This window comes from Neorhizobium sp. T25_27 (genome assembly GCF_002968565.1).
In the GTDB taxonomy this organism is placed as follows: domain Bacteria; phylum Pseudomonadota; class Alphaproteobacteria; order Rhizobiales; family Rhizobiaceae; genus Neorhizobium; species Neorhizobium tomejilense.
The window spans coordinates 339381-363545 of sequence record NZ_PVBJ01000001.1 but is presented as its reverse complement, the minus strand read 5'-3'; the positions used below and the strand labels follow the sequence as shown (position 1 = coordinate 363545).

The 24165-nt window shown below is 61.4% G+C and carries 27 protein-coding genes; 19 read left to right on the top strand and 8 right to left on the bottom strand.

The genetic code is table 11. From position 1 onward, the window contains the following. Positions 1-10: 10 nt before the first annotated feature. Positions 11-1069 (top strand): glycosyltransferase family 4 protein, encoded by a 1059-nt coding sequence (locus C5J24_RS01915; RefSeq protein WP_105400936.1) that lies wholly within the window; start codon positions 11-13, stop codon positions 1067-1069. Here the strand turns inward: C5J24_RS01915 and C5J24_RS01910 are convergent. Then, on the bottom strand, positions 1053-2078 hold the full coding sequence (locus C5J24_RS01910; RefSeq protein WP_105415172.1) for a glycosyltransferase: 1026 nt from the start codon (positions 2076-2078) through the stop codon (positions 1053-1055). The genes C5J24_RS01915 and C5J24_RS01910 overlap by 17 nt on opposite strands. Positions 2079-2425: 347 nt before the next feature. On the opposite strand from C5J24_RS01910, the gene C5J24_RS01905 reads away from it, so the two are divergent. Continuing rightward, positions 2426-3205, top strand: a complete 780-nt coding sequence (locus C5J24_RS01905; protein WP_105415170.1) for a glycosyltransferase family 25 protein — start codon at positions 2426-2428, stop codon at positions 3203-3205. Between the two features lie 12 nt (positions 3206-3217). Then, positions 3218-3616: a hypothetical protein gene (locus C5J24_RS01900; protein WP_105415168.1), complete on the top strand. Its 399-nt coding sequence runs from the start codon at positions 3218-3220 to the stop codon at positions 3614-3616. A 21-nt stretch (positions 3617-3637) separates the two neighbouring features. Here the strand turns inward: C5J24_RS01900 and C5J24_RS01895 are convergent, their stop codons facing one another. Beyond that, a complete protein-coding gene (locus C5J24_RS01895; protein ID WP_046633781.1) occupies positions 3638-4105 on the bottom strand; it encodes an Lrp/AsnC family transcriptional regulator in 468 nt (155 codons plus the stop codon). A gap of 237 nt (positions 4106-4342) precedes the next feature. Here C5J24_RS01895 and trxB point away from each other — a divergent pair, with 237 nt between their 5' ends. From trxB to C5J24_RS01875, 4 genes are all read left to right on the top strand, one after another. Beyond that, a complete protein-coding gene (gene trxB, locus C5J24_RS01890) occupies positions 4343-5317 on the top strand; it encodes a thioredoxin-disulfide reductase (RefSeq protein WP_105415166.1) in 975 nt (324 codons plus the stop codon). A 15-nt stretch (positions 5318-5332) separates the two neighbouring features. Next, positions 5333-6229: a LysR family transcriptional regulator VtlR gene (locus C5J24_RS01885; RefSeq protein WP_046633779.1), complete on the top strand. Its 897-nt coding sequence runs from the start codon at positions 5333-5335 to the stop codon at positions 6227-6229. A 619-nt stretch (positions 6230-6848) separates the two neighbouring features. Beyond that, on the top strand, positions 6849-7145 hold the full coding sequence (locus tag C5J24_RS01880; protein WP_046603889.1) for a helix-turn-helix transcriptional regulator: 297 nt from the start codon (positions 6849-6851) through the stop codon (positions 7143-7145). Between the two features lie 40 nt (positions 7146-7185). Beyond that, positions 7186-8307 carry an alkene reductase gene (locus tag C5J24_RS01875; RefSeq protein WP_105415164.1) on the top strand — a complete coding sequence of 374 codons (1122 nt, stop codon included), beginning with the start codon at positions 7186-7188 and terminating at the stop codon, positions 8305-8307. A 53-nt stretch (positions 8308-8360) separates the two neighbouring features. On the opposite strand, the gene C5J24_RS01870 is transcribed toward C5J24_RS01875, so the two are convergent. Then, the gene (locus C5J24_RS01870; protein ID WP_105415163.1) at positions 8361-9374 is read right to left on the bottom strand and encodes an NAD-dependent epimerase/dehydratase family protein; all 1014 of its coding nucleotides are present in this window, start codon (positions 9372-9374) and stop codon (positions 8361-8363) included. Positions 9375-9473: 99 nt separating this feature from the next. On the opposite strand from C5J24_RS01870, the gene C5J24_RS01865 reads away from it, so the two are divergent. Next, complete coding sequence (locus C5J24_RS01865) at positions 9474-10382, top strand: LysR family transcriptional regulator (protein ID WP_105415161.1); 909 nt, start codon at positions 9474-9476, stop codon at positions 10380-10382. Between the two features lie 5 nt (positions 10383-10387). Here C5J24_RS01865 and C5J24_RS01860 read toward each other — a convergent pair whose 3' ends face one another. Beyond that, a complete protein-coding gene (locus C5J24_RS01860) occupies positions 10388-10651 on the bottom strand; it encodes a DUF2188 domain-containing protein (RefSeq protein ID WP_105400533.1) in 264 nt (87 codons plus the stop codon). 232 nt (positions 10652-10883) lie between these two features. On the opposite strand from C5J24_RS01860, the gene C5J24_RS01855 reads away from it, so the two are divergent. From C5J24_RS01855 to C5J24_RS01840, 4 genes are all read left to right on the top strand, one after another. Then, entirely contained in the window at positions 10884-11987 is a 1104-nt protein-coding gene (locus C5J24_RS01855; RefSeq protein ID WP_105415159.1) for a calcium:proton antiporter, read from the top strand. A gap of 169 nt (positions 11988-12156) precedes the next feature. Further along, complete coding sequence (locus C5J24_RS01850; RefSeq protein WP_105415157.1) at positions 12157-13275, top strand: 5-methyltetrahydropteroyltriglutamate--homocysteine S-methyltransferase; 1119 nt, start codon at positions 12157-12159, stop codon at positions 13273-13275. A 106-nt stretch (positions 13276-13381) separates the two neighbouring features. Then, positions 13382-13792 (top strand): DUF3597 domain-containing protein, encoded by a 411-nt coding sequence (locus C5J24_RS01845; RefSeq protein WP_105415155.1) that lies wholly within the window; start codon positions 13382-13384, stop codon positions 13790-13792. Positions 13793-14002: 210 nt separating this feature from the next. Further along, positions 14003-15229 carry a PQQ-dependent sugar dehydrogenase gene (locus tag C5J24_RS01840; protein ID WP_105416562.1) on the top strand — a complete coding sequence of 409 codons (1227 nt, stop codon included), beginning with the start codon at positions 14003-14005 and terminating at the stop codon, positions 15227-15229. A 158-nt stretch (positions 15230-15387) separates the two neighbouring features. Here C5J24_RS01840 and C5J24_RS01830 read toward each other — a convergent pair whose 3' ends face one another. Both C5J24_RS01830 and C5J24_RS01825 read right to left on the bottom strand, forming a co-directional pair. Further along, positions 15388-15663 (bottom strand): type II toxin-antitoxin system Phd/YefM family antitoxin, encoded by a 276-nt coding sequence (locus C5J24_RS01830; RefSeq protein ID WP_105415153.1) that lies wholly within the window; start codon positions 15661-15663, stop codon positions 15388-15390. A gap of 100 nt (positions 15664-15763) precedes the next feature. Continuing rightward, positions 15764-16966 carry a pyridoxal phosphate-dependent aminotransferase gene (locus C5J24_RS01825; protein WP_105415151.1) on the bottom strand — a complete coding sequence of 401 codons (1203 nt, stop codon included), beginning with the start codon at positions 16964-16966 and terminating at the stop codon, positions 15764-15766. A gap of 216 nt (positions 16967-17182) precedes the next feature. Here C5J24_RS01825 and C5J24_RS01820 point away from each other — a divergent pair, with 216 nt between their 5' ends. Both C5J24_RS01820 and C5J24_RS01815 read left to right on the top strand, forming a co-directional pair. After that, entirely contained in the window at positions 17183-18133 is a 951-nt protein-coding gene (locus tag C5J24_RS01820; RefSeq protein ID WP_105415149.1) for an EAL domain-containing protein, read from the top strand. A gap of 531 nt (positions 18134-18664) precedes the next feature. Beyond that, positions 18665-18880 carry a cold-shock protein gene (locus C5J24_RS01815; RefSeq protein WP_046633016.1) on the top strand — a complete coding sequence of 72 codons (216 nt, stop codon included), beginning with the start codon at positions 18665-18667 and terminating at the stop codon, positions 18878-18880. A gap of 55 nt (positions 18881-18935) precedes the next feature. On the opposite strand, the gene C5J24_RS01810 is transcribed toward C5J24_RS01815, so the two are convergent. Together C5J24_RS01810 and C5J24_RS01805 are read right to left on the bottom strand one after the other, a co-directional pair. Next, positions 18936-19613 (bottom strand): MBL fold metallo-hydrolase, encoded by a 678-nt coding sequence (locus C5J24_RS01810; protein WP_105415147.1) that lies wholly within the window; start codon positions 19611-19613, stop codon positions 18936-18938. A gap of 70 nt (positions 19614-19683) precedes the next feature. After that, positions 19684-19905 carry a hypothetical protein gene (locus tag C5J24_RS01805; protein ID WP_105415145.1) on the bottom strand — a complete coding sequence of 74 codons (222 nt, stop codon included), beginning with the start codon at positions 19903-19905 and terminating at the stop codon, positions 19684-19686. 168 nt (positions 19906-20073) lie between these two features. Here C5J24_RS01805 and C5J24_RS01800 point away from each other — a divergent pair, with 168 nt between their 5' ends. The 5 genes from C5J24_RS01800 to C5J24_RS01780 all read left to right on the top strand — a co-directional run bounded on the left by C5J24_RS01800 (position 20074) and on the right by C5J24_RS01780 (position 24152). Beyond that, positions 20074-20706, top strand: coding sequence for a DUF1236 domain-containing protein (locus C5J24_RS01800; protein WP_105415143.1), 633 nt, complete (start codon positions 20074-20076; stop codon positions 20704-20706). A gap of 244 nt (positions 20707-20950) precedes the next feature. After that, the gene (locus C5J24_RS01795; RefSeq protein WP_105400934.1) at positions 20951-21427 is read left to right on the top strand and encodes a MarR family winged helix-turn-helix transcriptional regulator; all 477 of its coding nucleotides are present in this window, start codon (positions 20951-20953) and stop codon (positions 21425-21427) included. Positions 21428-21441: 14 nt separating this feature from the next. Further along, positions 21442-22140: a response regulator gene (locus C5J24_RS01790; RefSeq protein ID WP_046633005.1), complete on the top strand. Its 699-nt coding sequence runs from the start codon at positions 21442-21444 to the stop codon at positions 22138-22140. A gap of 31 nt (positions 22141-22171) precedes the next feature. After that, the gene (locus tag C5J24_RS01785) at positions 22172-23551 is read left to right on the top strand and encodes an ATP-binding protein (protein WP_105400523.1); all 1380 of its coding nucleotides are present in this window, start codon (positions 22172-22174) and stop codon (positions 23549-23551) included. Between the two features lie 19 nt (positions 23552-23570). Beyond that, positions 23571-24152 carry a DUF1349 domain-containing protein gene (locus C5J24_RS01780; protein WP_105415141.1) on the top strand — a complete coding sequence of 194 codons (582 nt, stop codon included), beginning with the start codon at positions 23571-23573 and terminating at the stop codon, positions 24150-24152. The last annotated feature ends 13 nt before the right edge of the window (positions 24153-24165 follow it).

Genomic DNA, 24165 nt, shown 5'->3' with positions numbered 1-24165 from the left:
CGATCCCGCCATCATCGATATCCGTGACGTCGAAGTGATTGCGCCGAATTTCAAGCGGCGCCTCTCCGGCGTCACGTCGACGATCATCCAGCTCGTGCCAGTCCAGAGATCGCTCGGCCAGAAGGTCGCAGCGCTTGGCCCTGGTCTGCCTGCCGATCTGCCGCATATCCGTTACCGCGACCTCTTCCGCCTCTGGTCGCCGCCGCGCGGCAAGCGGTGCCGGATCTGGCACGCGCGCCGGAATATAGAGATGCTGCCGGCAATTTTCATGCGCGACGTGCTGCGCATGCCGCTGAAGATCCTCTTCACCTCCGCCTCGCAACGGCACCATACCGGCTGGACGAAATGGCTGGTTTCGAAGATGGACGGCGTGATCGCCACCAGCGGCAAGACGGCCGATTACCTGACGGTCAAGAACACCGTGGTGCTGCACGGCATCGATACCGTCCGCTTCTCGCCGCCCTCGGACAAGAGTGAGGCCAAGCGTGCCCGCGGCCTCGATCCGGCACAGAAGATCGTCGGCTGCTTCGGCCGCGTGCGGCGCCAGAAGGGCACCGATCTCTTCGTGGATTCGATGATCCGGGTGCTTTCCGAGCGCAAGGACTGGTCGGCGATTGTCGCTGGCCGCGCCACCGGCCCGCATGTGGATTTCGAGGACGGATTGAAGAACAAGGTCGCCGCCGCCGGCCTTGCCGACCGCATCCTGTTCGTTGGCGAGCATACCGATATCAACGAATGGTATCGCGCCCTCGACCTCTTCATCGCGCCGCAGCGCTGGGAAGGTTTCGGGCTGACGCCGCTGGAAGCCATGGCGACCGCGGTCCCGGTAATCGCCACCGATGTTGGCGCCTTCCCTGAGCTTCTGGTGACGGGCGACGAAGAGACCGGCGTGATCATCGCCCGCGACAGCGTCGATGCCATGGCCGGGGCCGCAGAGGCCTTCATGGACAACGAAGCCCGTCGCAAGGCCGCCTCGGCCCGCTCCCGCGCCCACGCGGTCGAAAATTTCAGCATCGAGGGCGAGGCCAAACTGCTCGGTAATATCTACCGGATCACGGCTTCCGCTTGAAAAGCTCGATATAGGCGTTCGCCACCGCCTCTTCCGAAAACTGTCCGACCAGCGTCGCCCTGCCCTTTTCGCCAAGGCTCGCAGCCAGCTGAGGATCTGCGATCAACTGGTTGATGGCGTGCGAATAGCCCGGGACGTCGTCGATATCGACGAGCAGACCGTTTTCGCCGTGCTGTACGAACCAGGAGGGCCCTTCCGAGCGCGAGGAGATCACCGGCTTGCCCTGCGCCCATGCCTCGAAAATGACGTTGCCGAGCGGCTCGTGGCTGGATGGCATGATGAAGATGTCGGCGGCGGCAAGATACGGCCGCGTATCCTTGTGCCAGCCGAGGAACCGCACCCGGTTCTCCATCTTGTGCTCTCGCATGACAGCTTCCAGAGCTTCCCGCTCCTCGCCGTCGCCGGCGATCCACAGATAGGCGTCCGGCACCGCCGTCATCGCCTCGATCAGCAGGTGGAAACGCTTGCGTTTGACGAAACGGCCCATCGTCATGATCAGCGGCACACCGTCCGGCGTATCGGCAACCGACCTTGAGATCGGCGCCACGACCGACGTGTCCGTGAAGTTCGAAATCACCTCGACGCCGCGGGTCCAGCCGAGATTGTTGCGCACATGATCGGCAATGCCCGGCGTGTTGCAGACGAGAATGTCGGAATTCTTGAAATAGCCGAGATGGGTGGGATAGTCGCCGAGACGGGAGAGCTTGATACCGCCCTTATAATCCGGCATCAGGCGAGCACCGCGGGTGGACCAGGAAATAATCGCGTCGGCCTTGTCCCGCTTTGCCATGGAAAGCACCTTCATCGGCAGAAGGATACGGTCGATGGAGAGGTTGCGGAAATTGCTTTCGATGACGCGCGCATGGGCCTCGACATCCGGCTTCCAGCGGCGGTTCCAGCGCATTACGGCCGTCTGCTCTACGCCACGCCGCGCAAGCGCGCCGACCAGATGCACGAAGAACTTCTCCGCTCCGCCGTCCTTGCCGAAAATATACTGGTGAACCCGCATCGATGTCGCCTCGCCTGTCCGTTTTCCGCCGCTTTGTACCGGAAACCAGCATCTATAGGCAGCGCCGCCTATATGTTACGGTTGAAAAACCTGCGCAAGGGGTATGGGAATGGTTGTCGCTGAAATCTTGGGGGCTGGGCAGGATGGGGCTGCAGTGACCCTTCCGCACCGGTTCGGCCGATGTTATCGGGAAGAAAGCCCCGCTTGTTCCCAAAAAGGCCGGGCCACGATATAGCAAAGCTCAAACAGCTTCGACCAAGTCGACGCACCCATCACAAGTCTACCGGCGACGGAAGCGGCCGTGGCGGACGAAAAGCCGCTGCGCCTCCTCGCCGAAAAAGGGTAAAATGCAATCGCTTGAGACCTATGTCATCAATCTGGATGGCAGCAATGACCGCCTGCAGACCATCAGCGACCGTCTTTCAGCCTTCGGCATCGCCTTCGAGCGGATCTCCGCCGTCGACGGCCGCAAGTTCGATCTCGCGACGATCCCGGACTACGACGCCGAGCGCGCCCAGAGCTATATGGGCCGCACCCTCGTCGGCGGCGAAATCGGCTGCTACCGCAGCCACCTGAAAGTTGCCGAACATTTCCTGAAATCCGACGCCCGTTATGCACTGGTGCTGGAAGACGATGCGCTGCCGCTCTGCAACCCGGTCGAACTGCTCGAAGCGGCCCTGCCAGATCTCGAAAAGGTCGATCCCGACTGGCGGCTGATCAATATCGGCAACAACAAGCTGAAGATCGCCACACCGCTCGCCCGTTACGGCATCGGCGGACACGACTGCGAACTGGTGGCCGCCCATTACTTCCCGATGACGACGAGCGCAATCGTCTGGTCGCGGGAAGGCGCGCGGCTCTTCATCGAGGAACACGGCAAGATGTTCGCGCCGGTCGACAATTATTTCCGCCACTGGCTGACCCGTACCGGCCACGGTTATTCCTTCTGGCCCTCGCCCGTCACCACCACGGATGCCGCAAGCGAAATCCTGGCGAGCTCCGGCCGGGCCAGAAAAACCAACAAGCGGAAATGGTTCTACGCGTTCGCCAAGCAGCGGCGCCTGATGGAAGACAAGCTGATCGCATTCATTCACAAGAAGCGGTTTCGCGTTTCTACGAAGGGCTGAACGGAGGCCATCATGACAACCGAGTCCATGCTGCACGACATTCCCGGAGGCAAGGCGGTCGTCGAGTGGTTCGGGCGCGCGCCGCGCTTCCATGATGCCAACCTGCTTGAGCTCACCTTCTCCGGCAAGGGAGCGGGGCTGCTGCGCATCCACGCCTGGAATATGACGGACAAGGTGGATTCCGAAGGATACTTCGTCCTCGAAAAGCACGCGACAATTACTCTCGCTCTTGAGGGCGTGAGTTCAATCGAGTGTGCCAATTTTGACATGGTGCCCGGTATCATTCTCGCACTGGAGATCACCAAGCCGGGCGAGCATTTCCGCATCGAATGGAGTGCCAGCTACGGAGCGAACGGACTGGTCACGGCTAGGCAGGTGCAGATCGGCCTGACACCGGGGAAACCCGACTAGGACTCGTTTCGAGGCAGGCTCTCAGATTTCCACCAGCCCCAGATGCTTCACCTGACGGATGGTCAGCATGGTGCGGACGGTATCGACATGCTGGTCGGCGGTCAGTACCTCGATGACGAAATCCTGGAAGACGGTGAGGTTCTGGGCCGCGCAGCGCAGCAGGAAATCGCTGTCGCCGTTGACCATCCAGGCCTCCCGCACCATCGGCCATTGCTGGACCTTCGCCCCGAAGGCCTTGAGGTCCGCGTCCGACTGGCGCTTCAGCCCGACCATGCAGAAGGCGACGAGATCCACGCCCAGTTTCGGTGCGTTGAGAAGCGCGTGATAGCCCTCGATGATACCGGCTTCCTCGAGCTTGCGCACGCGGCGCAGGCAGGGCGGGGCGGAAATGCCGACGCGTTCTGCGAGCTCGACATTGGTCATGCGCCCGTCACGTTGCAATTCCCGCAGGATTTTTAGGTCGATGGCATCAAGATCGGCGCGAAGCACATAGGTCCCCTTCAATTCTGCAGTGCTTTTATCGCAAGAGGAATTTTACGCAAGAATATGTCTTGGGACGCTTGGGCTTCGGTTTCCATGCCAACTGATCTGTTGTTAGTGCAAGGCTGCCCTTGCATTGCTGCATGGATCGATCTTACATGGCGCTTCTAAAGCGGCAGACCGGACATCGACCACCTATATGAGGGGCAACGAAACGTCGACCGGTCTTTGAAAGGAAATTACTCCATGTCCTCCCGTCATACCGAGGTCCTGATCATCGGCTCCGGCCCGGCCGGTTATACGGCCGCCATCTATGCGGCGCGCGCCATGCTGAAACCGGTTTTGATCGCCGGCATGGAACAGGGCGGCCAGCTGATGATCACCACGGATGTCGAAAACTATCCGGGCTTCGGCGATCCGATCCAGGGTCCCTGGCTGATGGAGCAGATGCTGAAACAGGCGACCCATGTAGGCGCCGAGATCGTCAACGACCTCGTCACTGAGGTCGAACTCCACCATCGCCCCTTCACCGTGCGCACCGATTCTGGCGCCGTCTGGACCGCCGAGACGATCATCATCTCGACCGGCGCCAAGGCAAAATGGCTCGGCATCGAAACCGAACAGCAGTTCCAGGGCTTTGGCGTCTCCGCCTGCGCCACCTGCGACGGCTTCTTCTATCGCGACAAGGACGTGATCGTTGTCGGCGGTGGCAATTCCGCGGTCGAGGAAGCGCTCTACCTGTCGAATATCGCCAAGACGGTGACCGTGGTGCATCGCCGCGATAGTTTCCGTTCCGAAAAGATCCTGCAGGAACGCCTTTTCCAACGCCCGAACGTCAACGTGCTGTGGAACACCGAAATCGCCGAGATCACCGGCAAGCCGGCCAAGGCGCCGATGCCGCCGTCCGTCGAGGGCGTCAAGCTGCGCAATACCCAGACGGGTACCGTCACCGACTTCCCGATCCACGGCGTCTTCGTGGCGATCGGCCATGCGCCGGCGACCGAACTGTTCCAGGGCAAATTGAAGATGAAGCCGAACGGCTATCTCTGGACGGCGCCGGATTCGACCGCCACCGACGTGCCCGGCGTGTTTGCCGCCGGCGACGTGACGGACGACACTTTCCGCCAGGCGATCACCGCCGCCGGCATGGGCTGCATGGCAGCGCTCGAGGCCGAACGTTACCTCTCCGGCATCCAGCCGGTTGCCATAGCCGCGGAGTGACGTTGAACGATGGGTGTGCCGCTCGACTGGGATAAACTGCGCATTTTCCACGCGGCGGCGGAGGCGGGATCCTTCACCCATGCGGCCGACAAGCTGCATCTTTCCCAGTCGGCGATCAGCCGTCAGGTCAGCGCGCTGGAACAGGATGTCGGGGTAAAACTCTTCCATCGCCACGCACGCGGCCTGATCCTTACCGAACAGGGTGAGCTTCTCTACCGCACCGCCCACGACGTGCTCCTGAAGCTCGAAACCGTGAAGATGCAGCTCACCGAGACGACGGAAAAGCCGTCCGGCAAGCTGCGCGTGACGACGACCGTCGGCCTCGGCCAGGGCTGGCTCACCGACAAGGTGCAGGAATTCCTGCAGCTCTATCCGGAAATGTCGATCCAGCTGATCCTCGACAACGAGGAAGTGGACGTCAACATGCGCCATGCGGATTGCGCCATCCGGCTTCGTCAGCCGGTGCAGTCCGACCTCATCCAGCGCAAGCTCTTCACCGTGCACATGCACGTCTATGCCGCCCCCTCCTACATCAACCGTTACGGCGAGCCGCAATCCGTCGAGGATCTCGACCAACATCGCATCATCACCTTCGGGGAACCGGCGCCGAACTACCTGCTCGACGTCAACTGGCTGGAATACGCGGGCCGGTCGTCGGACAATACCCGCACGCCGCATCTGCAGATCAACAGCCAGACCTCGATCAAGCGCGCCTGCCTGCTGGGAATCGGCATCGCCTGCCTGCCGGATTATATCGTCGGCCGCGATCCGGGGCTGATTCAGTTGGCCATCAATGCCGACATCCCGTCCTTCGACACCTATTTCTGCTATCCGGATGAAATGAAGAACGCCGCGAAGCTGAAAGTCTTCCGCGATTTCGTGGTGGGCAAGGCCCGCAACTGGAGCTTCTGACCGGCGCCGGTCCGGACCGGATATGCCCCCGAAAACCCTAGAACGCTGGGGATTTCGCGGCTTCTGCGGCCGCCTGATATGTAACCACTGAGCGCATTAAATTAAAGCGTTGCACCTCACGCATGGCTGTCCTGCACAAAAGAGTATTGTTCACTGCACAAAAAACCACCATATCGCTCACAGCTGATGCACATGGCGGCTTTTCCTCCCAGTTCCGCCGCAGCAGCTGTTCCCCTCTGGAGGTTTTTTTGACCTTCACACTTATAGGGCCCTGGAGCGATCCAGTGGCCCTCTTTTTTTGCCCTGAATTCTGCCGTGGCTCATTCACCGGTTTCCGCCGCCGCAGTCCGCGTGAAAACTTCTGTTCAATATCCCATCCATACCCTTGTCGAGCGAAACCTGGCTCCCCATATTGAGTTCAGCTGGCGCGCTTCGGCGACGTCCCTGTCGTCTGTGCCGGCTGTTCCCCTCTGGAGGTTTTGACCTTCACAATTATTGGGCCTCGGAGCGATCCGGCGGCCCATTTTTTTTACAATCCCCCGCTTCTCCGCAAACCGCTCCCTTTAAATCGTCATCCGACGATCTATATATCGGGAAACTCCGATATTGGATCCTGATCATGGACAAGACGGAAATTCTGAAAGCGCTGGCACATCCGGTCCGGGTCGAATTCCTGGAATGGATGAAGGAGCCGGAACGTCATTTTTGCGATCAGGCGCATCCGCTCGAAATGGGCATCTGCGCCAGCCAGTTCGAAAAACGCTGCGGCCTCTCCCAATCCACGGTCTCGGCGCATCTTTCGACGCTCGAGAAAGCCCGCCTGGTGAAAATCGACCGGGTCGGCCAATGGGCATTCTACCACCGCGACGAAAAAACCATCGCGGCCTTCCTCGACGATCTCAGATCGACCCTCTGATCCCCCCGCCTCTCCTCCCAACAGCATAAGGAATTTTCCAATGGCCAGCATTTTTGATCCGACCACGTTCGGCGATATCGAACTCGCCAATCGCGTCGTCATGGCACCCCTGACGCGCAACCGTTCGCCGAAAGCGATCCCCAACAACCTCAATGTCACCTATTACGAACAGCGCGCCAGCGCGGGTCTGATCGTCACCGAAGGCACTCCGGTCAGCCAGCAGGGCCAGGGTTATGCGGACGTGCCGGGCCTTTATCTGCCGCAGGCGATCGAAGGCTGGAAGAAGGTGACGGATGCCGTCCACCGCAGGGGCGGCAAGATCGTCACCCAGATCTGGCATGTCGGCCGTGTCTCGCACACCTCCCTGCAGCCGAACGGCGGCGCTCCCGTTGCACCCTCGGCCATTCCCGCCGGCGGCAAGACCTACATCATCAATCCGGATGGCAACGGCGCCTTTGTCGATACCTCCGCCCCCCGCGCGCTGGAACATGCGGAAATCGCCGGCATCGTCGCTGATTTCGCCAAGGGCGCCCGCGCCGCTATCGACGCCGGTTTCGACGGCATCGAAATCCACGGCGCCAACGGCTACCTGATCGACCAGTTCCTGAAGTCGGGCGCCAACCAGCGCACGGACGAATACGGCGGCTCGATCGAGAACCGGACGCGGTTCCTGGTGGAAGTCGTCGATGCGGTGACCAAGGAAATTGGCGCCGGCCGCGTCGGCATCCGCCTGTCGCCGGTGACACCGGCCAATGGCGTCAGCGATCCCGATCCGCAGGCCGTCTTCAACCATGTGGTCGAGCAGCTCGGTCCTCGCGGCCTCTCCTTCATCCACCTGATCGAAGGTGCCACCGGCGGCGACCGCGCGTTCTTCCAGGGCGACAAGCCCTTCGATTACCAGGAACTCAAGGATATTTACCGCAAGGCCGGCGGCAAGGGCGGCTGGCTCGTCAACAACGGTTATGACGGCGAAAGCGCCTCCAAGGCCGTCGAAAGCGGTTATGCCGACGCGGTCGCCTTCGGCAAGCTCTTCCTCGCCAACCCGGATCTCGTCCAGCGCCTCAAGGACAATGCGCCGCTCAACGAGGCCGACAAGTCCACCTTCTACGGCGGCGGCGCCAAGGGCTATACTGACTACCCGGCGCTCGAAGCGGTCGCCTGATGGATTTCGGAAGGGGCCGCCTAAAAGCGGCCCTTTCCTTTTGAGAATACCGCTCAGGCCAAAAGTGCCACCGGCTTTACAGCCTTAGGCTCGATACAGCCGAGATCGGCAAGCGTCGCCCGAATTGCTTCGTCTATCGGCGTCGAAGGCTCTTCGCCCAGGAAGGCCCGCAGGTTGTCATTGCTCATTCGCACCGGCACCTTCCAGAGATAGCGCATCTCGCCGAGCTCCCGGAATATCGGCACGAAGGGCGAGCCGAGCTTCAGCAGCCACCATGGAAACGCCTTGACCTTCGGCTTTTGCCCGACGACCCGGCCGATCGCCGCGATCATTTCGCTGCCGTCCCGGTCCCAGAAACCTCGCATCTGGAAGCGGGCGAAACGCGGCAGTTCACCCTCGCGGTCGATCAGCCGCAACATGGTCTCGGCCACGTCCGGCAGATATGCCCACTGATGGCCGACGCCCTCGGCGCTTGGCCGGCTGACCGACCGAACCGGCTTGCCGGGTTTCACCAGGCCTTGGGCAAACCAGCTGTTCGCCGCGCCGGGACCAAAATAATCGCCGGCCCGCACGATCAGCACCGGCACGCCCTCGTTCGAAGCGGCTTCCAGCCGTCGTTCCAGCTCGACCCGGATCGCCCCTTTGCGCGTCACCGGGTTCTGCGGGCTTTCCTCGGTGATCTCGGGAAAGGCATCCGGCCCGTAATTATAGACCGTGCCCGGCAGCAGGATGCGGGCGCCGACGGCGCGTCCCGCCGCGATCGTGTTGTCGAGCATCGGCAGGACCAGCTTTTCCCAATCCTTGTAGCCGGGCGGGTTAACCGCATGGACGATCAGCCTGGCATCCTGGGCGGCGCGGCGGACATCGGCTGCATTCATCGCGTCGCCCTGGAGCCAGTGAAAGCGAGGTTCCCGCCTTGCCGCCTCCCCGGCCTTGCGGTTGAGGGCGCGGACGGTCCAGCCACGTGCGGCAAGGCCCCGCGCCACATGGCCGCCGATCCCGCCGGTGGCGCCGAGAACGAGGGCGATGGGCTTTAGACCGGGGTTGGAGTTCGATAGTCCCGACATGGCGATAATCCTTCCAGCTGCATGCGTTTCGTTGGCTGGACTATCGCGCCATTCGCTTCTATACGGAATTGGCAGAATACCTTTGGCATCCATACAAAAATGAATACCATCAGCTGGGATTTCTATCGAACCTTCCTCGCCGTCCTGCGGCTCGGCTCGTTGTCGGCTGCGGCGCGCGATCTCGGCCTGACGCAGCCGACCGTCGGTCGCCATATCGACGCTCTCGAGCAGGCCTTGGGCTACCAGCTCTTCACCCGCTCGCAACAAGGCTTGCTGCCGACCGAGCCGGCGCTCGCGATGAAACCCTATGCGGAGAACCTCGCCATCACGACCGCCGCCATGCAGCGGCTGGCCTCAGGCGAGATCGGCGCGGTCAAGGGAACAGTGAGGATCAGCGCCAGCGAGGTGATCGGCGTCGAAATCCTGCCGCCGATCCTCGCCAGCCTCCAGGACCAGCATCCGGGGCTGGAACTGGAACTGTCACTCTCGGATTCGTTGGAGGATCTTTTAAGGCGCGAGTCGGATATTGCTGTGCGCATGACCACTCCGGTCCAGGATGCGCTCGTCACCCGCCATATCGGCGACATCCCGCTCGGGCTTTTTGCCCATCGACGTTATCTGGACCGGCATGGGGTTCCGCAAAGCCCGGACGATCTCGCCGCCCATAGGCTGATCGGCTTCGACCGTCGCACCGCCTTCGTTCGCGCCGCTGCGGACCGTATCCGGGCCACCTCCCCGGCCTTTCTCGATATCGAAAATATTCGCTGGAGCTACAAGGCGGACAACAATCTCGCCCAACTGGCGGCGATCCGCGGAGCTGTCGGCATCGGCATATGCCAGGTTGGCATTGCCCGTCGCGATCCGGATCTGGTCCGGGTGCTGCCCGATGTTTTCGAGCTGCCGCTCGACACCTGGGTTGCCATGCATGAAAATCTGAAATCGTCCCCGCGCTGGCGCGTCACCTTCGACGCGCTCGTCAAAGGCCTATTGGACTATGTCCGCGGCTGACCTCTTCAGTGGGTGGTCGGCGCCTCGTCGCCATCCATGACCTCGGCCTCGGGCCGGTCGCCACCCTCGCTGTATTCGGTGTGCCAGATGCCCTTTTCATCCTGCCAGCTGATTTCTTCCGGGTCTCCGCCGACCTGCTGTTCGGCCGCGACGATGCGCGCCGCCTGCAAGGCGTCTGAATGGCTGGGAAAAGTTTCCGAATAGACGTCGCCCTGGCGATAGGCCCAGCCGCCGTCATGCGGCACGACTTTATAGGTAACCTTGGTCATACTCCCTCCTGTCTTTTACGGCTGCCTCGATCCATTCGGATCCTTGTCCTGTCGCGGCACCGGGGTGAGAAATTGAAAAGGTACCGCGAAGTTCCAAGCCACATCGCAAATCACGTCATAAATTATGACATCAAAGGCCGCCGACCGCAAATCCTCGACACGAAAGCGGAACTTTGCTTGATGCCGCAGGTTGCCGCCTTAGATTGTCATCGGCCAAGGTCAGGAGCGGAACGTGGGTCTGTTGTCCCTGCTGAAGCAGGAAAGATTTCTCATCGTCGCGCTGGCCGCAGGCTTCGTCGCCTATTCCGTCGAACATTCCCTGCTCGATGCCGGCAGAACGGCTTCGCTGATCGCCGCCGTCGTCCTGATCGGCATCATCATTCTCGCCTCGACCCGTGTCGCCCACCATGCCGAAGTGCTCGCCCACAAGGTCGGCGATCCCTACGGCACGATGATCCTGACGCTGTCGGCAGTGGCGGTCGAAGTGCTGATCCTCGCCATCATGATGGGCAATACCAGCTCGCCCACCCTGGTGCGCGACACGATCTATGCGGCGGTGATGCTGGACATCAACGGCATCCTTGGGCTTGCCGCCCTGCTCGGCGGCCTTCGCCATGGCGAGCAGCCCTATAACGACGATTCCAGCCGCACCTACAGCGTCATGATCCTGACGGCCATGGGCATTTCCATGATCGTCCCGGAGTTCATTCCCGGCGACCGTTGGCACTATTATTCCGCCTTCACGATCTGCGCGATGGTTGCGCTCTATGCGGTCTTCCTGAAGATGCAGGTCGGTCCGCACAGCTATTTCTTCAGCTACACCTATCCGCGCGCCAAGGCGGCGACCGGCGGCCAGACGCCGAAAGAGGAAGCCGAACACGAACCCTCGGCGATCTCGATCGGCGCCATCCTTGTCGGCGTCCTGATCATCGGCTTCCTCGCCGAATTCATGTCCAGCTTCATGAATGCCGGGCTGGAGGGCAGCGGCGCACCGCTGACACTGATGGCTGTCGTGGTTGCCGCGATTTCCGCAGCGCCCGAAATCCTGACCGCCCTGCGCGCGGCACTGCGCAACCGCATGCAGTCCGTCGTCAACATAGCCATGGGCGCCTCACTCTCGACCGTCATCCTCACCGTGCCGGTGATGGAGAGCATCGCGCTCTACAGCGGCCAGCCCTTCGTCATGGCGATGACGCCGGTTCAGACCGTCATGGTCGCCGTCACCCTGATCGCCGCCGCGATCAACCTCAACGACGGGCAGACCAACGCCATCGAAGGCATGACCCATTTCGTTCTTTTCGCTACCTTCGTGATGCTGACGGCGCTGGGCCTCTAGGCAAAAGAGATTCCGCATCAAAGGCTTGCGCGCGACAACGGAATCGGATCGGGAAGAGGTTGAATCAATGTCTGAAATATGGTCGTGTCCGCCGCGGCGAAGGCCGGTTTCCCAGCCGGCCGTCCAGCAATGGGCGCGATCACCGTGTTGCGCATGAAGGAGATTTCAAATGTCTACACCTCCCTACAGAGCCGACCATGTCGGTTCGCTGCTGCGTCCCGCTTCCGTCAAGGAAGCCCGCAAGAAGTTCTATGAAGACAAGAGCATTTCCGCAGACGAGCTGAAGGCCGTCGAAGACGAAGGCATCCGGGAACTCGTCAAGCTGCAGGAAAGCGTCGGCCTGAAGGTCGTGACCGACGGCGAAGCCCGTCGCCACTTCTGGCACTACGACTTCCTCGGCCTGCTCGACGGCATGGAATTCGTCACCCGCGAAGCCCACAAGGGCGTTACCTTCCACGGCGTCAAACTGCCGCCGACCTTCCCGACCATCAACGGCAAGCTCGACTTCCCGGATGATCATCCGCATCTGGAACACTTCAAGTTCCTCGCCGCCAACACCAAGGTGACGCCAAAGATCTCCATCCCCGGCCCGAGCGTCGCCCATTACCGCACCGCCCGCGCCGACGTGACCTATCCGGAATACCAGGACCAGGAAGCGCTCTTCGCAGCCCTTGCCCGCACCTATGCCAAGGCCGTACAGAAATTCTACGAAGCCGGCTGCCGTTATCTGCAGATGGACGACATCTACTTCGCCTATCTCGGCGACGAGAAGCAGCGCGCCATGAAGCGCGAGGAAGGCTACGATCCGGACTGGCTGATCGAGAAATACGCATTGACCATGCATGAAGCGATCAAGGACCGCCCGAAGGACATGCTGATCGGCATGCATATGTGCCGCGGCAACTTCCGCTCCACCTGGGCTGCCGAAGGCGGTTACGATGCAGCGGCCGACGCGATCTTCAACAAGACCGGCGTCGACATGTTCTTCATGGAATACGACACCGAGCGTGCCGGCGGCCTGCAGCCGCTGAGCCTTCTCCAGAAGGGTTCCAAGCAGCGCGTCTATCCGGGCTTCATCACCACCAAGACCGGTGAACTGGAAACGCTCGATTCGCTGCGCCGTCACTTCGACGAAGCCTCCAAGTTCGTCGATATCGACCAGCTCGGCATTGCCCCGCAATGCGGTTTCGCCTCGACCGAAGAAGGCAATTCGATCACCGAGGACGACCAGAAGCGGAAGCTGGAACTCGTCGTCAAGACCGCCGAAGCCATCTGGGGCACGGCCTGATCTGATATTCGTGCGCCGCGGGTCGAATAACCCGCGGCTGCCACTTGAGAAATCATTGTTCTAGCTTAGGTTCCTATTCGGATTTAACCCGAGGGAGATTGCAACAATGGGTATATTCGACAAGATCAAGAATGCGATTTGGGGCGCGGATGAAGCAGCACCGGCCGCCGAACCTCTGAAACCGGCCGCTCCGGTTTCCGCGTCCGCCGCCCCGGCGTCCAATCCGACGCCCATCCCTTCGGCAACGCCGTCGTCGGGTCCCGTCGACATCACGCCCATACTCGACGCAGCGGTCAAGAAGAGCGGCCAGAAGCTCGATTGGCGCAAGTCGATCGTCGACCTGATGAAGGCGCTCGATCTCGATTCCAGCCTTACGGCCCGCAAGGAACTGGCCGCCGAGCTGCACTATACCGGCGATACCAACGACTCCGCGACCATGAACGTCTGGCTCCACAAGGCGCTGATGAAGAAGCTCGCCGAAAACGGCGGCAAGGTTCCGGCTGACCTCGCCGACTGATCCGCAATCTCGTCCGAACGCACGAAGCCCGCTCTCACCGGCGGGCTTTTGCTCGCGACCCGGCAATAAAATTATCTTGAACGAACTGTGTACGGCGCTTGCCGATGAACGCCCTAGATGAAGGCCATTGCCAGATACTCCTTCGCCGCGTGCCGGAGTGTCGTTGCAGGCCTTGGCGGTCGATGCCGCCCTATTGAAAGGGAGTCCATGATGAAACGCCTCAGTCTTCTCGTGACCGGTTCGACCCTCTCGCTTGCCCTGTTGGCCGGCCCGGTTCCCGCTCAAAACGTCGGCCAATCCGCGGAAACCAAAGCGCCGAACGCCCGCGACCAGAAACCCGCCTTCGCCAACCAGACGCGCGCTCCGCAGCCGGCCCGGATGCCGAAGATCGCGCAGGAAGTGGTCGCCGACGGCCTGCCGCATCTCTGGGCCATGGAATTTCTGCCCGACCGCCGGATGCTGGTGACGGCCAAGCAAGGTGCCATGCACATCATCTCTGAAGAAGGCGAGGCTGGTCCGAAAATCGAGGGCGTTCCGAAAGTCCTCGCCAGAGGCCAGGGCGGCCTGCTCGACGTCGCCTTGGCCCCGGATTTTGCCAGATCCGGCATGATCTTCTTTTCCTTCTCCGAACAGCGCGAGGACGGAAACGGCACATCGGTCGCCTCCGCAAAACTCGTCCGGGACAACCGCGGCGGTGGCAAGCTCGAGAACGTCAAGGTGATCTTCCGCCAGATGCCGAGCTATGACGGCAACAATCATTTCGGCTCGCGCCTGGTCTTCGGCCCCAACGGCGAACTCTACGTGACGGTCGGAGAACGTTCCGATCCGCAGCCGCGTGTGCAGGCGCAGGATATCGCGAGCGGCCTCGGCAAAGTCTTTCGGATCGACGTGAACGGCAAGGCTCTGCCCGACAATCCGTTCGTCAATCGGCAAGGCGCCCGGCCGGAAATCTGGTCGCTCGGCCACCGCAACCTGCAGTCCGCCACCCTCGACGGACAGGGCCGTCTCTGGACCGTCGAGCATGGACCGCGCGGCGGCGACGAACTGAACCGTCCGGAAGCCGGCAAGAATTACGGCTGGCCAGAAGTCACCTACGGCATCGAATACAGCGGCAAGCCGGTCGGCAAGGGCATCACTGCCATGAAGGAGACGGAACAGCCGGTCTATTTCTGGGACCCGGTCATCGCCCCGTCCGGCATGGCCTATTACGATGGCGACGCCATCCCGGAATGGAAAAATTCCTTCCTGATCGGCGGCCTCGTCGCCCAGGGCATCGTGGTCGTCCACATGGACGGCGACAAGGTCGCCTATGAGGAGCGCGTGCCGCTCCAGGCCCGCATCCGCGACGTCAAGGTCGGTCCCGACGGTGCCGTCTACGCCGTCACCGAACAACGCGGCGGCGGGGAATCGACGATCGTGAAGCTGACCAAGGGCTGATGGGCCAATTTGGGTGCGGCGGCGCTTTACGGCGCCTCTTGCTCAAAATTTCAATGCCAGGCGATGTCCGACGAGCGCGCGGTCGATCGTCGCCAGTTGCAGCCCTTCGACCTGCAGAACGGCAATGACCATATGCGTGTCGAGAAGACAGCGCTTAGTCAAGGCAACGGCCTTAGCAGGAAATCTTCCGGCAAAGGATCGTCGAAATCCTCAGCGATATACGGCACCGGGTTGAAAATGCCCTTCGACCGCAGATAGGCCTGACCTGCTTCCCAGTCGATGCCGCCCTTCTTCTCAGCCGGCTTCGATACTTCCGTATGCGGCACGATATCGAACACCGGCTTACCGTCCCGCGTCACGGTCTCGCCCTGCTCCACATCCTGGGCAAGTTCGTCGAGACGGTCCTGAGCTTCGCGAAGAGAAACGGTTTTCATAACCGAAATGTATGTCCGGCCGCTGTCATGGTCAACGGATGCCGGAAAACAGAAAAGCCCGCCGTCACCGGTGGGCTTCGGTTGATTGAGTGAGGCCAGCTTACTTGCAGTTTGCGCAGAAGCGCTGGATGCGCTTGCAGGCTTCTTCGAGCTGTTCTTCCGAAGCCGCATAGGAAATGCGGAAATTGGGGCCGAGACCGAAGGCCGAACCGTGGACGACGGCCACGCCTTCGGTTTCCAGAAGTTCGGTGACGAAATCCTCGTCGGTCTCCATGACCTTGCCCGACGGCGCGGTCTTGCCGATCAGGCCGGCGCAGGACGGATAGACGTAGAAGGCACCTTCCGGAGACGGGCAGACGATGCCCTTCGCCTGGTTCAGCATCGACACCACCAGGTCGCGGCGGCCTTCGAAGATCCTCTTGTTCTGCGGAATGAAATCCTGCGGACCGTTGAGCGCCTCGACGGAAGCCCACTGAGCGATCGTGCAGGCACCTGACGTCTGCTGGCCCTGGATCATGTCCATCGCCTTGATCAGTTCGAGCGGGCCGGCCGCATAGCCGATACGCCAGCCGGTCATCGCATAGGCCTTGGAAACGCCGTTCATCGTCAGCGTCCGGTTGTAGAGCTTCGGCTCCACTTCCGCCGGCGAGACGAACTTGAAGTCGCCATAGGTCAGGTGCTCGTACATGTCGTCGGTCAGCACCCAGACATGCTCGTGCTTGACGAGCACGTCGGTCAGCGCCTTCAACTCGTCATGGCTATAGGCAGCGCCCGACGGGTTGGACGGCGAGTTGAACAGGAACCACTTGGTCTTCGGCGTGATCGCCTTTTCGAGATCGGCGGCGGTCACCTTGAAGTTGTTTTCCTGGCTCGCCTTGATGATCACCGAGGTGCCGCCGCAGATGGCGACCATCTCCGGATAGGAAACCCAGTAGGGCGCGGTGATGATCACTTCATCGCCGGGATTCAAGGTCGCCATGAAGGCGTTGAAAAGAATCTGCTTTCCGCCGGTGCCGACGATCGTCTGCGCCGGCGTGTAATCGAGATTGTTCTCGCGCTTGAACTTCTTGGCGATTGCGTCGCGAAGCTGCGGAATGCCGGATACCGGCGGATATTTGGTCTCGCCGCGATTGATCGCGTCGATGGCGGCTTTCTTGATGTTGTCCGGCGTATCGAAGTCCGGCTCGCCTGCGCCGAGCCCGATCACGTCGCGGCCCTTTGCTTTGAGGTCGCGGGCTTTCTGGGAAACGGCGATGGTGGCAGAGGGCTTTACGCGGGAAAGTGCGTCGGCAAGAAAGGCCATAATCTTCGTCCTGAAGAGCTGTTGAACACGGCGGCATCGCGCGCCGAAAACCGCCCGTACGCTCTATGTCTAAACTATGACGCCGTTTCAAGCACAAAGCTTGAATGTGAGCCATGAAAGAAGCTGATTAAAACCTTCGAAACCTTGTTTACAACCGCGTAACCCTTGGCTGCTACAACCGGGAGGGATGGATAACGGACATCGACGGGCACGGGCATGACGCCGAGAAGCATCTTCGCCAATCTGGTTCGCAGCGACAATGGGTCGTTCTCCACCGTCTACGGTCCTTTCCTGCTGCAATCCGCGCTACAGCCGATCTTTCGCTCCGGCCCGGAAACCGGCCTTGAAATCGAAGCTTTCGAAGGTCTGCTGCGCGCCTCCCGCGATGGCGAACCGGTGTCGCCGGCCGAGTTCTTTCCGCTCGTGTCCCCGGTCGATATGGCCGATGTCGACAGCATCCTGCGCACCATTCACATCTTGAACACCGGCCGGCTGAACCGGTCCCGCGCCGGGATCTTCGTCAAGTTCCATCCCGGCCTCTTCCGCACGTCCCAGGAAATGCGCCAGGAAGTCGATCGCATCAAGGTCGCCAGCCACGAGGCTGGTCTGGCGCCTGATCGGATCATCTGCGAAATCTCCGAAAGATCCGGCGCGGCCGACGACATTGTCGTTGCCTTCACCGAACACATGCAGGCGGTCGGCTTCCGCATCGCGATCGACGACTATGGCGCCCGCGATTCCGATCTTGACCGCCTGAAGCGCATCAAGCCGGACTACGTGAAGTTCGAGGCCGCGTGGGTGCGCGACTTCCTCGACAATTCCGCCGGTTACGCGCTGTTGCGCGTCATCGTCCGGCAGATGCTCGACGATGGTATCGAACCGATCTTCGAAGGGCTTGAGGAGCTTTGGCAGGTGGATCTCTGCGAAGAGCTCGGCGTGCCGCTGATGCAGGGTTATGCCTTGGCGCGGCCCGAACTCGCCCCGACGACATTCAACGAGAGCTTTCCGGAAAGCCTGGCCGACTTCGCGCCGCTCCAGACGACCGGCAACGAAATCACGCTTGGCACCAGCCGGGCCGCCGCGACCCTACCTCCTCCGGCCCTGGCCAAACCGGTATTCGCAAGGCCTGCCCGCGCTTTTGGCCGCCGGCAATCCAGCGGCGAGTAGTATCAGGAACCGCAGTTTTCCCGCTCGGGATGCGTGACCGCTATCAGCCGCAATATCGGCCCGGAACCCGCTCCGACCCTCGTTCAGAGACATGAGCGGCAAAAATTTTTCTTTTCGCGTCATTTGCCCCAAAACGGCACAGATGAAGGTTAGCAAAGCATTGCCGGCGATGGAATCGTCTTGCCGCACCATCAGCGGAGGCTCAAAGCCCGCATTTTCCGGGGGTTCCCGCGATTTGCAATTTGCCATTGTGGCGATAATTCAAAAAACTTTTTCTTGCCAATTTTCAATAAACACAGCACTCTGTGCAAGTTCGGGCAATTTACGAGCATGGGAAGACCTATAATGACGCGCTCCGAAGGCGCTAAGACTTCGGGCGGTAGGCCGGGGGCGGAGATTTCAAAGCAATTCCTTCCGGTCATCGCGGTAAAGACAGGGACCCTTTCTTAAAGCTGCCTGCCGCCGCCCTTCGGGGCTACACTGTGATGCTGTCCGCCGCTGAACACGGACAGAGAGAAAAGGACCTGCTGCATGGCCGAGACTGGCACTGTAAAATTCTTCAATACCGACAAAGGCTTCGGCTTTATCAAGCCTGACAATGGTGGCGCCGATATCTTTGTCCATATCTCTGCCGTACAGGCTTCCGGCCTGTCCGGATTGTCTGAAAACCAGAAAGTAAGCTTCGACACGGAACCGGATCGTCGCGGCAAAGGCCCCAAGGCCGTCAATCTGCAGATCTCCGGCTAAGCCTCCAGAGGCTTGCCATTTCGAGTTGAAGCCCGGCAGAGATGCCGGGTTTTTTTTAAACCGAGGTATGTTGCGGCTCCGATCCGCCGAGACCGCGCAGGAATGGATTTGTGCGCCGTTCGTCGCCGATCCGGCTGCCCGGCCCGTGGCCGCAGATGAACCCGACCTCGTCCCCGAGCGGCAGAACCTTGTCGCGGATCGAAGCGAGCAGCGTATCGTGATCTCCGCCCGGCAGATCCGTGCGCCCAATCGAGCCGTTGAACAGCACGTCGCCGAGATGCGCGAAACCCTGGGCACGGTTGTAGTAGATCACATGTCCGGGCGCATGTCCGGGGCAATGGAAGATCTCGAAGACATGCTCGCCGAACGAAACCTTGTCTCCTTCGTTGAGCCAGCGGTCCGGCAAGACGTTGCGCACCTCCATCTTGACCCCGAATTTTTCCGCCTGCATCTCCAGGCGCTGCAGCAGCGGCAGGTCCGCCTCGTGGGGACCGATCACCGGGATGCCCAGCGCCTCGCGCAATTCGGCGGCGCCGCCCGCATGATCGATGTGCCCGTGCGTCAGCCAGATCTCCGTGGCCGTGATGCCGTTTTCCCTGATGACCTGAAGGATCGTCGGCACGTCGCCGCCCGGATCGACCACGACGCCCTGCTTGGTCTCCTCGTCGAAGAGGATGGTGCAGTTCTGCTGGAATGGCGTAACCGGAATGATACCGGCCTGTAACTTGCCCATGATGCCTCGGCCTGAACGATGATGCTTGCCGGGATATACCGATAAACGCAGGGCATTTCAGCCGAAAAGATCAGTTCGAGGCAAGGGTCGTGTAATGGGCGTTGGCGGAAACCGGCGGTGCAAGCGATACGGTGGCGATCAGAAAGGCGGCAATCGCGATCTTCAGCACGAAAACGGTCACCAGCACGCTTCTGAGCGGATTGGCCGCGCCGGGTGTTTCCATCCTGATCGGCGGTAGTGCGCTGAAGGTCTGGGCGCTGAAGGTCTGGGCGGTGGCGGTCGGGTTTGTCATGGGTCTCTCCGGTGCTTATGGCGGGATCAATGGGTTGGCGGCACAAAGGTTCCGTCCCCCATTCTACCTGTGGCACCCTCGCCACAGCTTGCAGAATCCGCCCGCATTCGGCGGAACCACCAGGGCATGCGGGTGTTACCCTGCCAGTCAACATGAGGAGAAAAATCCATGACGACTTGGTTGAAATGCTCGGAATTGAAGTGGCTTGGCCTCGGCGCCGTCCTTTCTGCGCTTGCCCTGCCCGCCCAGGCGCAGATGACAACCACCACCGCCTCGGACATCATCGTCCGCTCCGGTCCCGGCCAGGATTATCCCGAGATCGGGATGGCCACCCGCGGCAGCCCGGCCATGATGGACGGTTGCCTCCAGGGGAGCAAATGGTGCCGCATCGACGTCAACGGCATGCGCGGCTGGGTCTATGCGGAATACCTCACCATCCGCCACAACGGCTCGGCGGTGGCGGTGGAAGAATACCGCACTCGGTATGAAGTGCCGTCCGTGACCTATGAGACGACCGCAAGCGTCACCCCGCCGGCTGCTGTGCCGGGTCCGGGGGATGTCCTGCTCGGCCCGGTCGGTGCGGTCGAAGCCGTCGAGCCGCCGGAAACCGTCATCAGCTACATCGAAGAGCACCCGGTCCGGCCGGTCTACGTCCGCAACGAAGTGGCGATCGGCGCGACGCTGCCGCCTGAGGTCGTGGTCCAGCAGGTGCCGGACTACGACTACGATTACGTCGTCGTCAACGACCGCCCGGTTCTTGTCGATCCCGGCACCCGCCGTATCGTTCACATCTACGATTGAACTCCACCATAACAGGGCGCTGTTCGGCAGCGCCCTTCCCGGTAGCTCGCAGCGTCCCCGCCCTCCCCAACAAATGCTGTTGATTGTTCAGCCTGATCGCGCTTTATGACGAGCGGCAGGTTACAATGCGAGATGGCAATAAGAGCTTCGGCCCCAAGATCTTCGGACCCTGGGGCAAGCAGCCGCAAAGGGAAAGGAAACGCGAGTGTCGCGCGCATCGACGGGAAAAGCCGTCAAGAAGGTCATGCCGACAATGCCGGCAGTCGACGAAGCCCAGATCGACTTCGAGACCATCGAACTGCTTTTCTTCGCCTACCGCGATTTCGTGTCCGATCCGGATGCGATCCTCGCCAAGATCGGCATGGGCCGCGCCCACCACCGCGTCGTCTATTTCGTCTGCCGCCAGCCGGGCATGATGGTCACCGACCTTCTCGACACGCTGCAGATCACCAAACAAAGCCTTGCGCGCGTTCTCAAGCAGCTGATCGAATCCGGCTATATACGCCAGATGGCCGGCGCCAAGGATCGCCGCGAGCGCAGGCTCTATCCGACCCTTGCAGGCCGTGAGCTGGCTCTCGCCCTTTCCGAGCCGCAATCGCGCCGTATCGCTCGCGCCATGGACGAGCTGCCCCCCGACACGCGGGCCTCGGTCAAGGAATTCCTGCGCCGTATGCGCGGCCGCGACGAAAGCCTAGAGCCTATCGACAGCGACTTGGACTAAGTGGGACCTTTGAGATGACGACACTGCCCCCTTCCGATGATGCACCTCATCTTCTCGTCGTCGATGACGACACGCGCATCCGCGATCTTCTGAACCGCTACCTGATGGAGCAGGGTTTTCGCATCACCGTCGCGGGCGACGCCGCCGAGGCCCGCCGCAAGCTCGAAGGCCTGCATTTCGATCTCATCATTCTCGACGTGATGATGCCCGGCGAATCCGGCATTTCGCTTACCCAGTCGCTCTACCAGAAGAAGACGGTTCCGGTGATCCTGCTGACGGCCCGCGCCGAATCGGAATCCCGTATCGCCGGTCTCGAAGCGGGCGCCGACGACTATCTGTCGAAGCCGTTCGATCCGCGCGAACTGGTGCTGCGCATCAACAATATCCTGCGCCGCAGCACCTCGCCCGATACGCCCAAGATCGAGCAGATCATGTTCGGCCCCTTCACCTTCTCCATCCCGCGCAAGGAATTGCGCAGGGCCGCCGAAACCATCCGGCTGACCGATCGCGAACAGGAGATCATGCTGCTTTTCGCGCTGCGGGCCGGCGACACCATCCCCCGCCACGAGCTGATCGGCGATGATGCCGAGGTCGGCGAGCGCACGATCGACGTGCAGATCAATCGTTTGCGGCGTAAGATCGAGGAGGATCCGGCCAACCCCGTCTATCTCCAGACGGTGCGTGGCATCGGATACAGGCTGAGTATCGATTAGCCGGAAGAGACCGGCACAGGCTGAAGGCAGGATGGCACTTTTCGACCCACTGAAGCGCGACATGGACCGGCTCATCTTGCCGGGCTGGCGCCCGATGACCCGCTGGCTGCGCCGCCGCCTGCCGACCGGCCTCTACACCCGTTCGCTTCTGATCGTCATCCTGCCGATGCTGCTGCTGCAGGGTGTCGTCGCCTCCGTCTTCATGGAGCGGCACTGGCGCATGGTGACCGAACGCCTGTCGGAAAGCACGGTGCGAGATATCGCCGGCATTATCGAGGTGATCCAGGCCTATCCGCAGGACAGCAACTATGACGCCATCAGCCGCATCGCAAGCGACGCGCTGAACCTCACCATCGCGGTCGAAGAAAACGGCCAGCTGCCGCCGCCCCGCTCCCGCCCCTTCTTTGAGATCCTCGACGACATCCTTGCCGAACAGATCACCCGCCAGATCCAAATGCCCTTCTGGATCGACACGATCGGAGACAGCCGGCTTGTCGAAATCCGTATCAAGTTCGATACCAGGGTGCTGCGCGTCTTCGTCCGCCGCGGCTCCACCTATGCCTCCAACACCCATATCTTCCTCGTCTGGATGATCGGGGCGGCCGTCGTCCTGGTGATAATCTCCATCCTTTTCCTGCGCGGCCAGATCCGGCCGATCCTGACGCTCGCGCGTGCTGCCGAAAGCTTCGGCAAGGGACAGAAGACCGATGGTTTCGCTCCCCGCGGCGCTGATGAAATCCGCCGCGCCGGCCTTGCCTTCATCCAGATGCGCGAGCGCATCGAACGGCAGATGGAACAGCGCACCGCCATGCTCGCCGGCATCAGCCACGACTTGAGGACCATCCTCACCCGGTTCAAGCTGCAGCTGGCGCTTGCCGGCGACAAGCCGGAACTGGCCGGCATGAGCCAGGATGCCGACGACATGCAATCGATGCTGGAAGGTTATCTCGCCTTCGCCAAGGGCGAAGCGGAAGAAGATTTTGGCGAACTGCGGTTGAGCGAACTGCTTGAAAAGCTCCGTTCGGAATTCGCGCTGCACGGCAAGACCATGACCTACGAGATCGACGGCGAGGACGAGATCGCGGTGCGGCCGAATGCCTTCGCCCGGCTTGTCGGCAACTTGGTGTCCAACAGCGAGCGTTATGCCAAGACGCTCCATGTGGACGCACGGCATAGTGCCAAGTGGCTGACCCTGACGCTCGACGACGACGGTCCGGGCATTCCGCCGCAGTCTCGCGAGGACGTCTTCAAGCCGTTCTACCGCCTGGACGAGGCTCGCAACCTCAACGCGTCCGGCACCGGCCTCGGCCTTGCGATCGCCCGCGACATCGCCCGCGCCCATGGCGGCAACGTCACGCTCGCCGACAGTCCCCGCGGCGGCTTGCGCGCCGTCGTGCGCGTCCCAGCCTGATCATTCTTTCGAGGAACCGATGCCGATCGACCTTTCCCACATGACCTGGCTGAACCCGCCGCCGGAAAGCCGTGAGGAGAACGGCAGTCTGGTTGCCCGCTCCGGCTCCGAGACCGACTTCTGGCAGGGGACCTATTACGGCTTTCACCGCGACAGCGGCCACTTCCTCCATAGGAACCGAAGCGGCGACTTCACCGCCGAAACCTCCTTCGTCGGTCGCTACGAGGCGCTCTACGACCAGGCGGGCCTGATGATCCGCCATGACGAAAAACACTGGATGAAATGCGGCGTCGAATTCACCGACGGCGCCCGCCATTTCAGCGTTGTGGTGACCAACGGCCATTCCGACTGGTCCGCCTTCCGCCTCACCGACGATTTCGAGGAAATCTCCGTCCGCGTCACCCGCATGGGCGACGCCCTCTTCGTCCAGTACCGAACCGACACCCAGCCGGACTGGCGAATGGCGCGGCTCGCTTTCTTCCCACCCGAACTCACCGACCTCTCCGTCGGCATGACCTTCTGCTCGCCGCAACGTGAAGGCTTCGAGGTCGAGTTCCGGTCGTTCAGCCTGACCGAGGTCGACAGCCGCGATATCCACTGACGATCCGCACTGC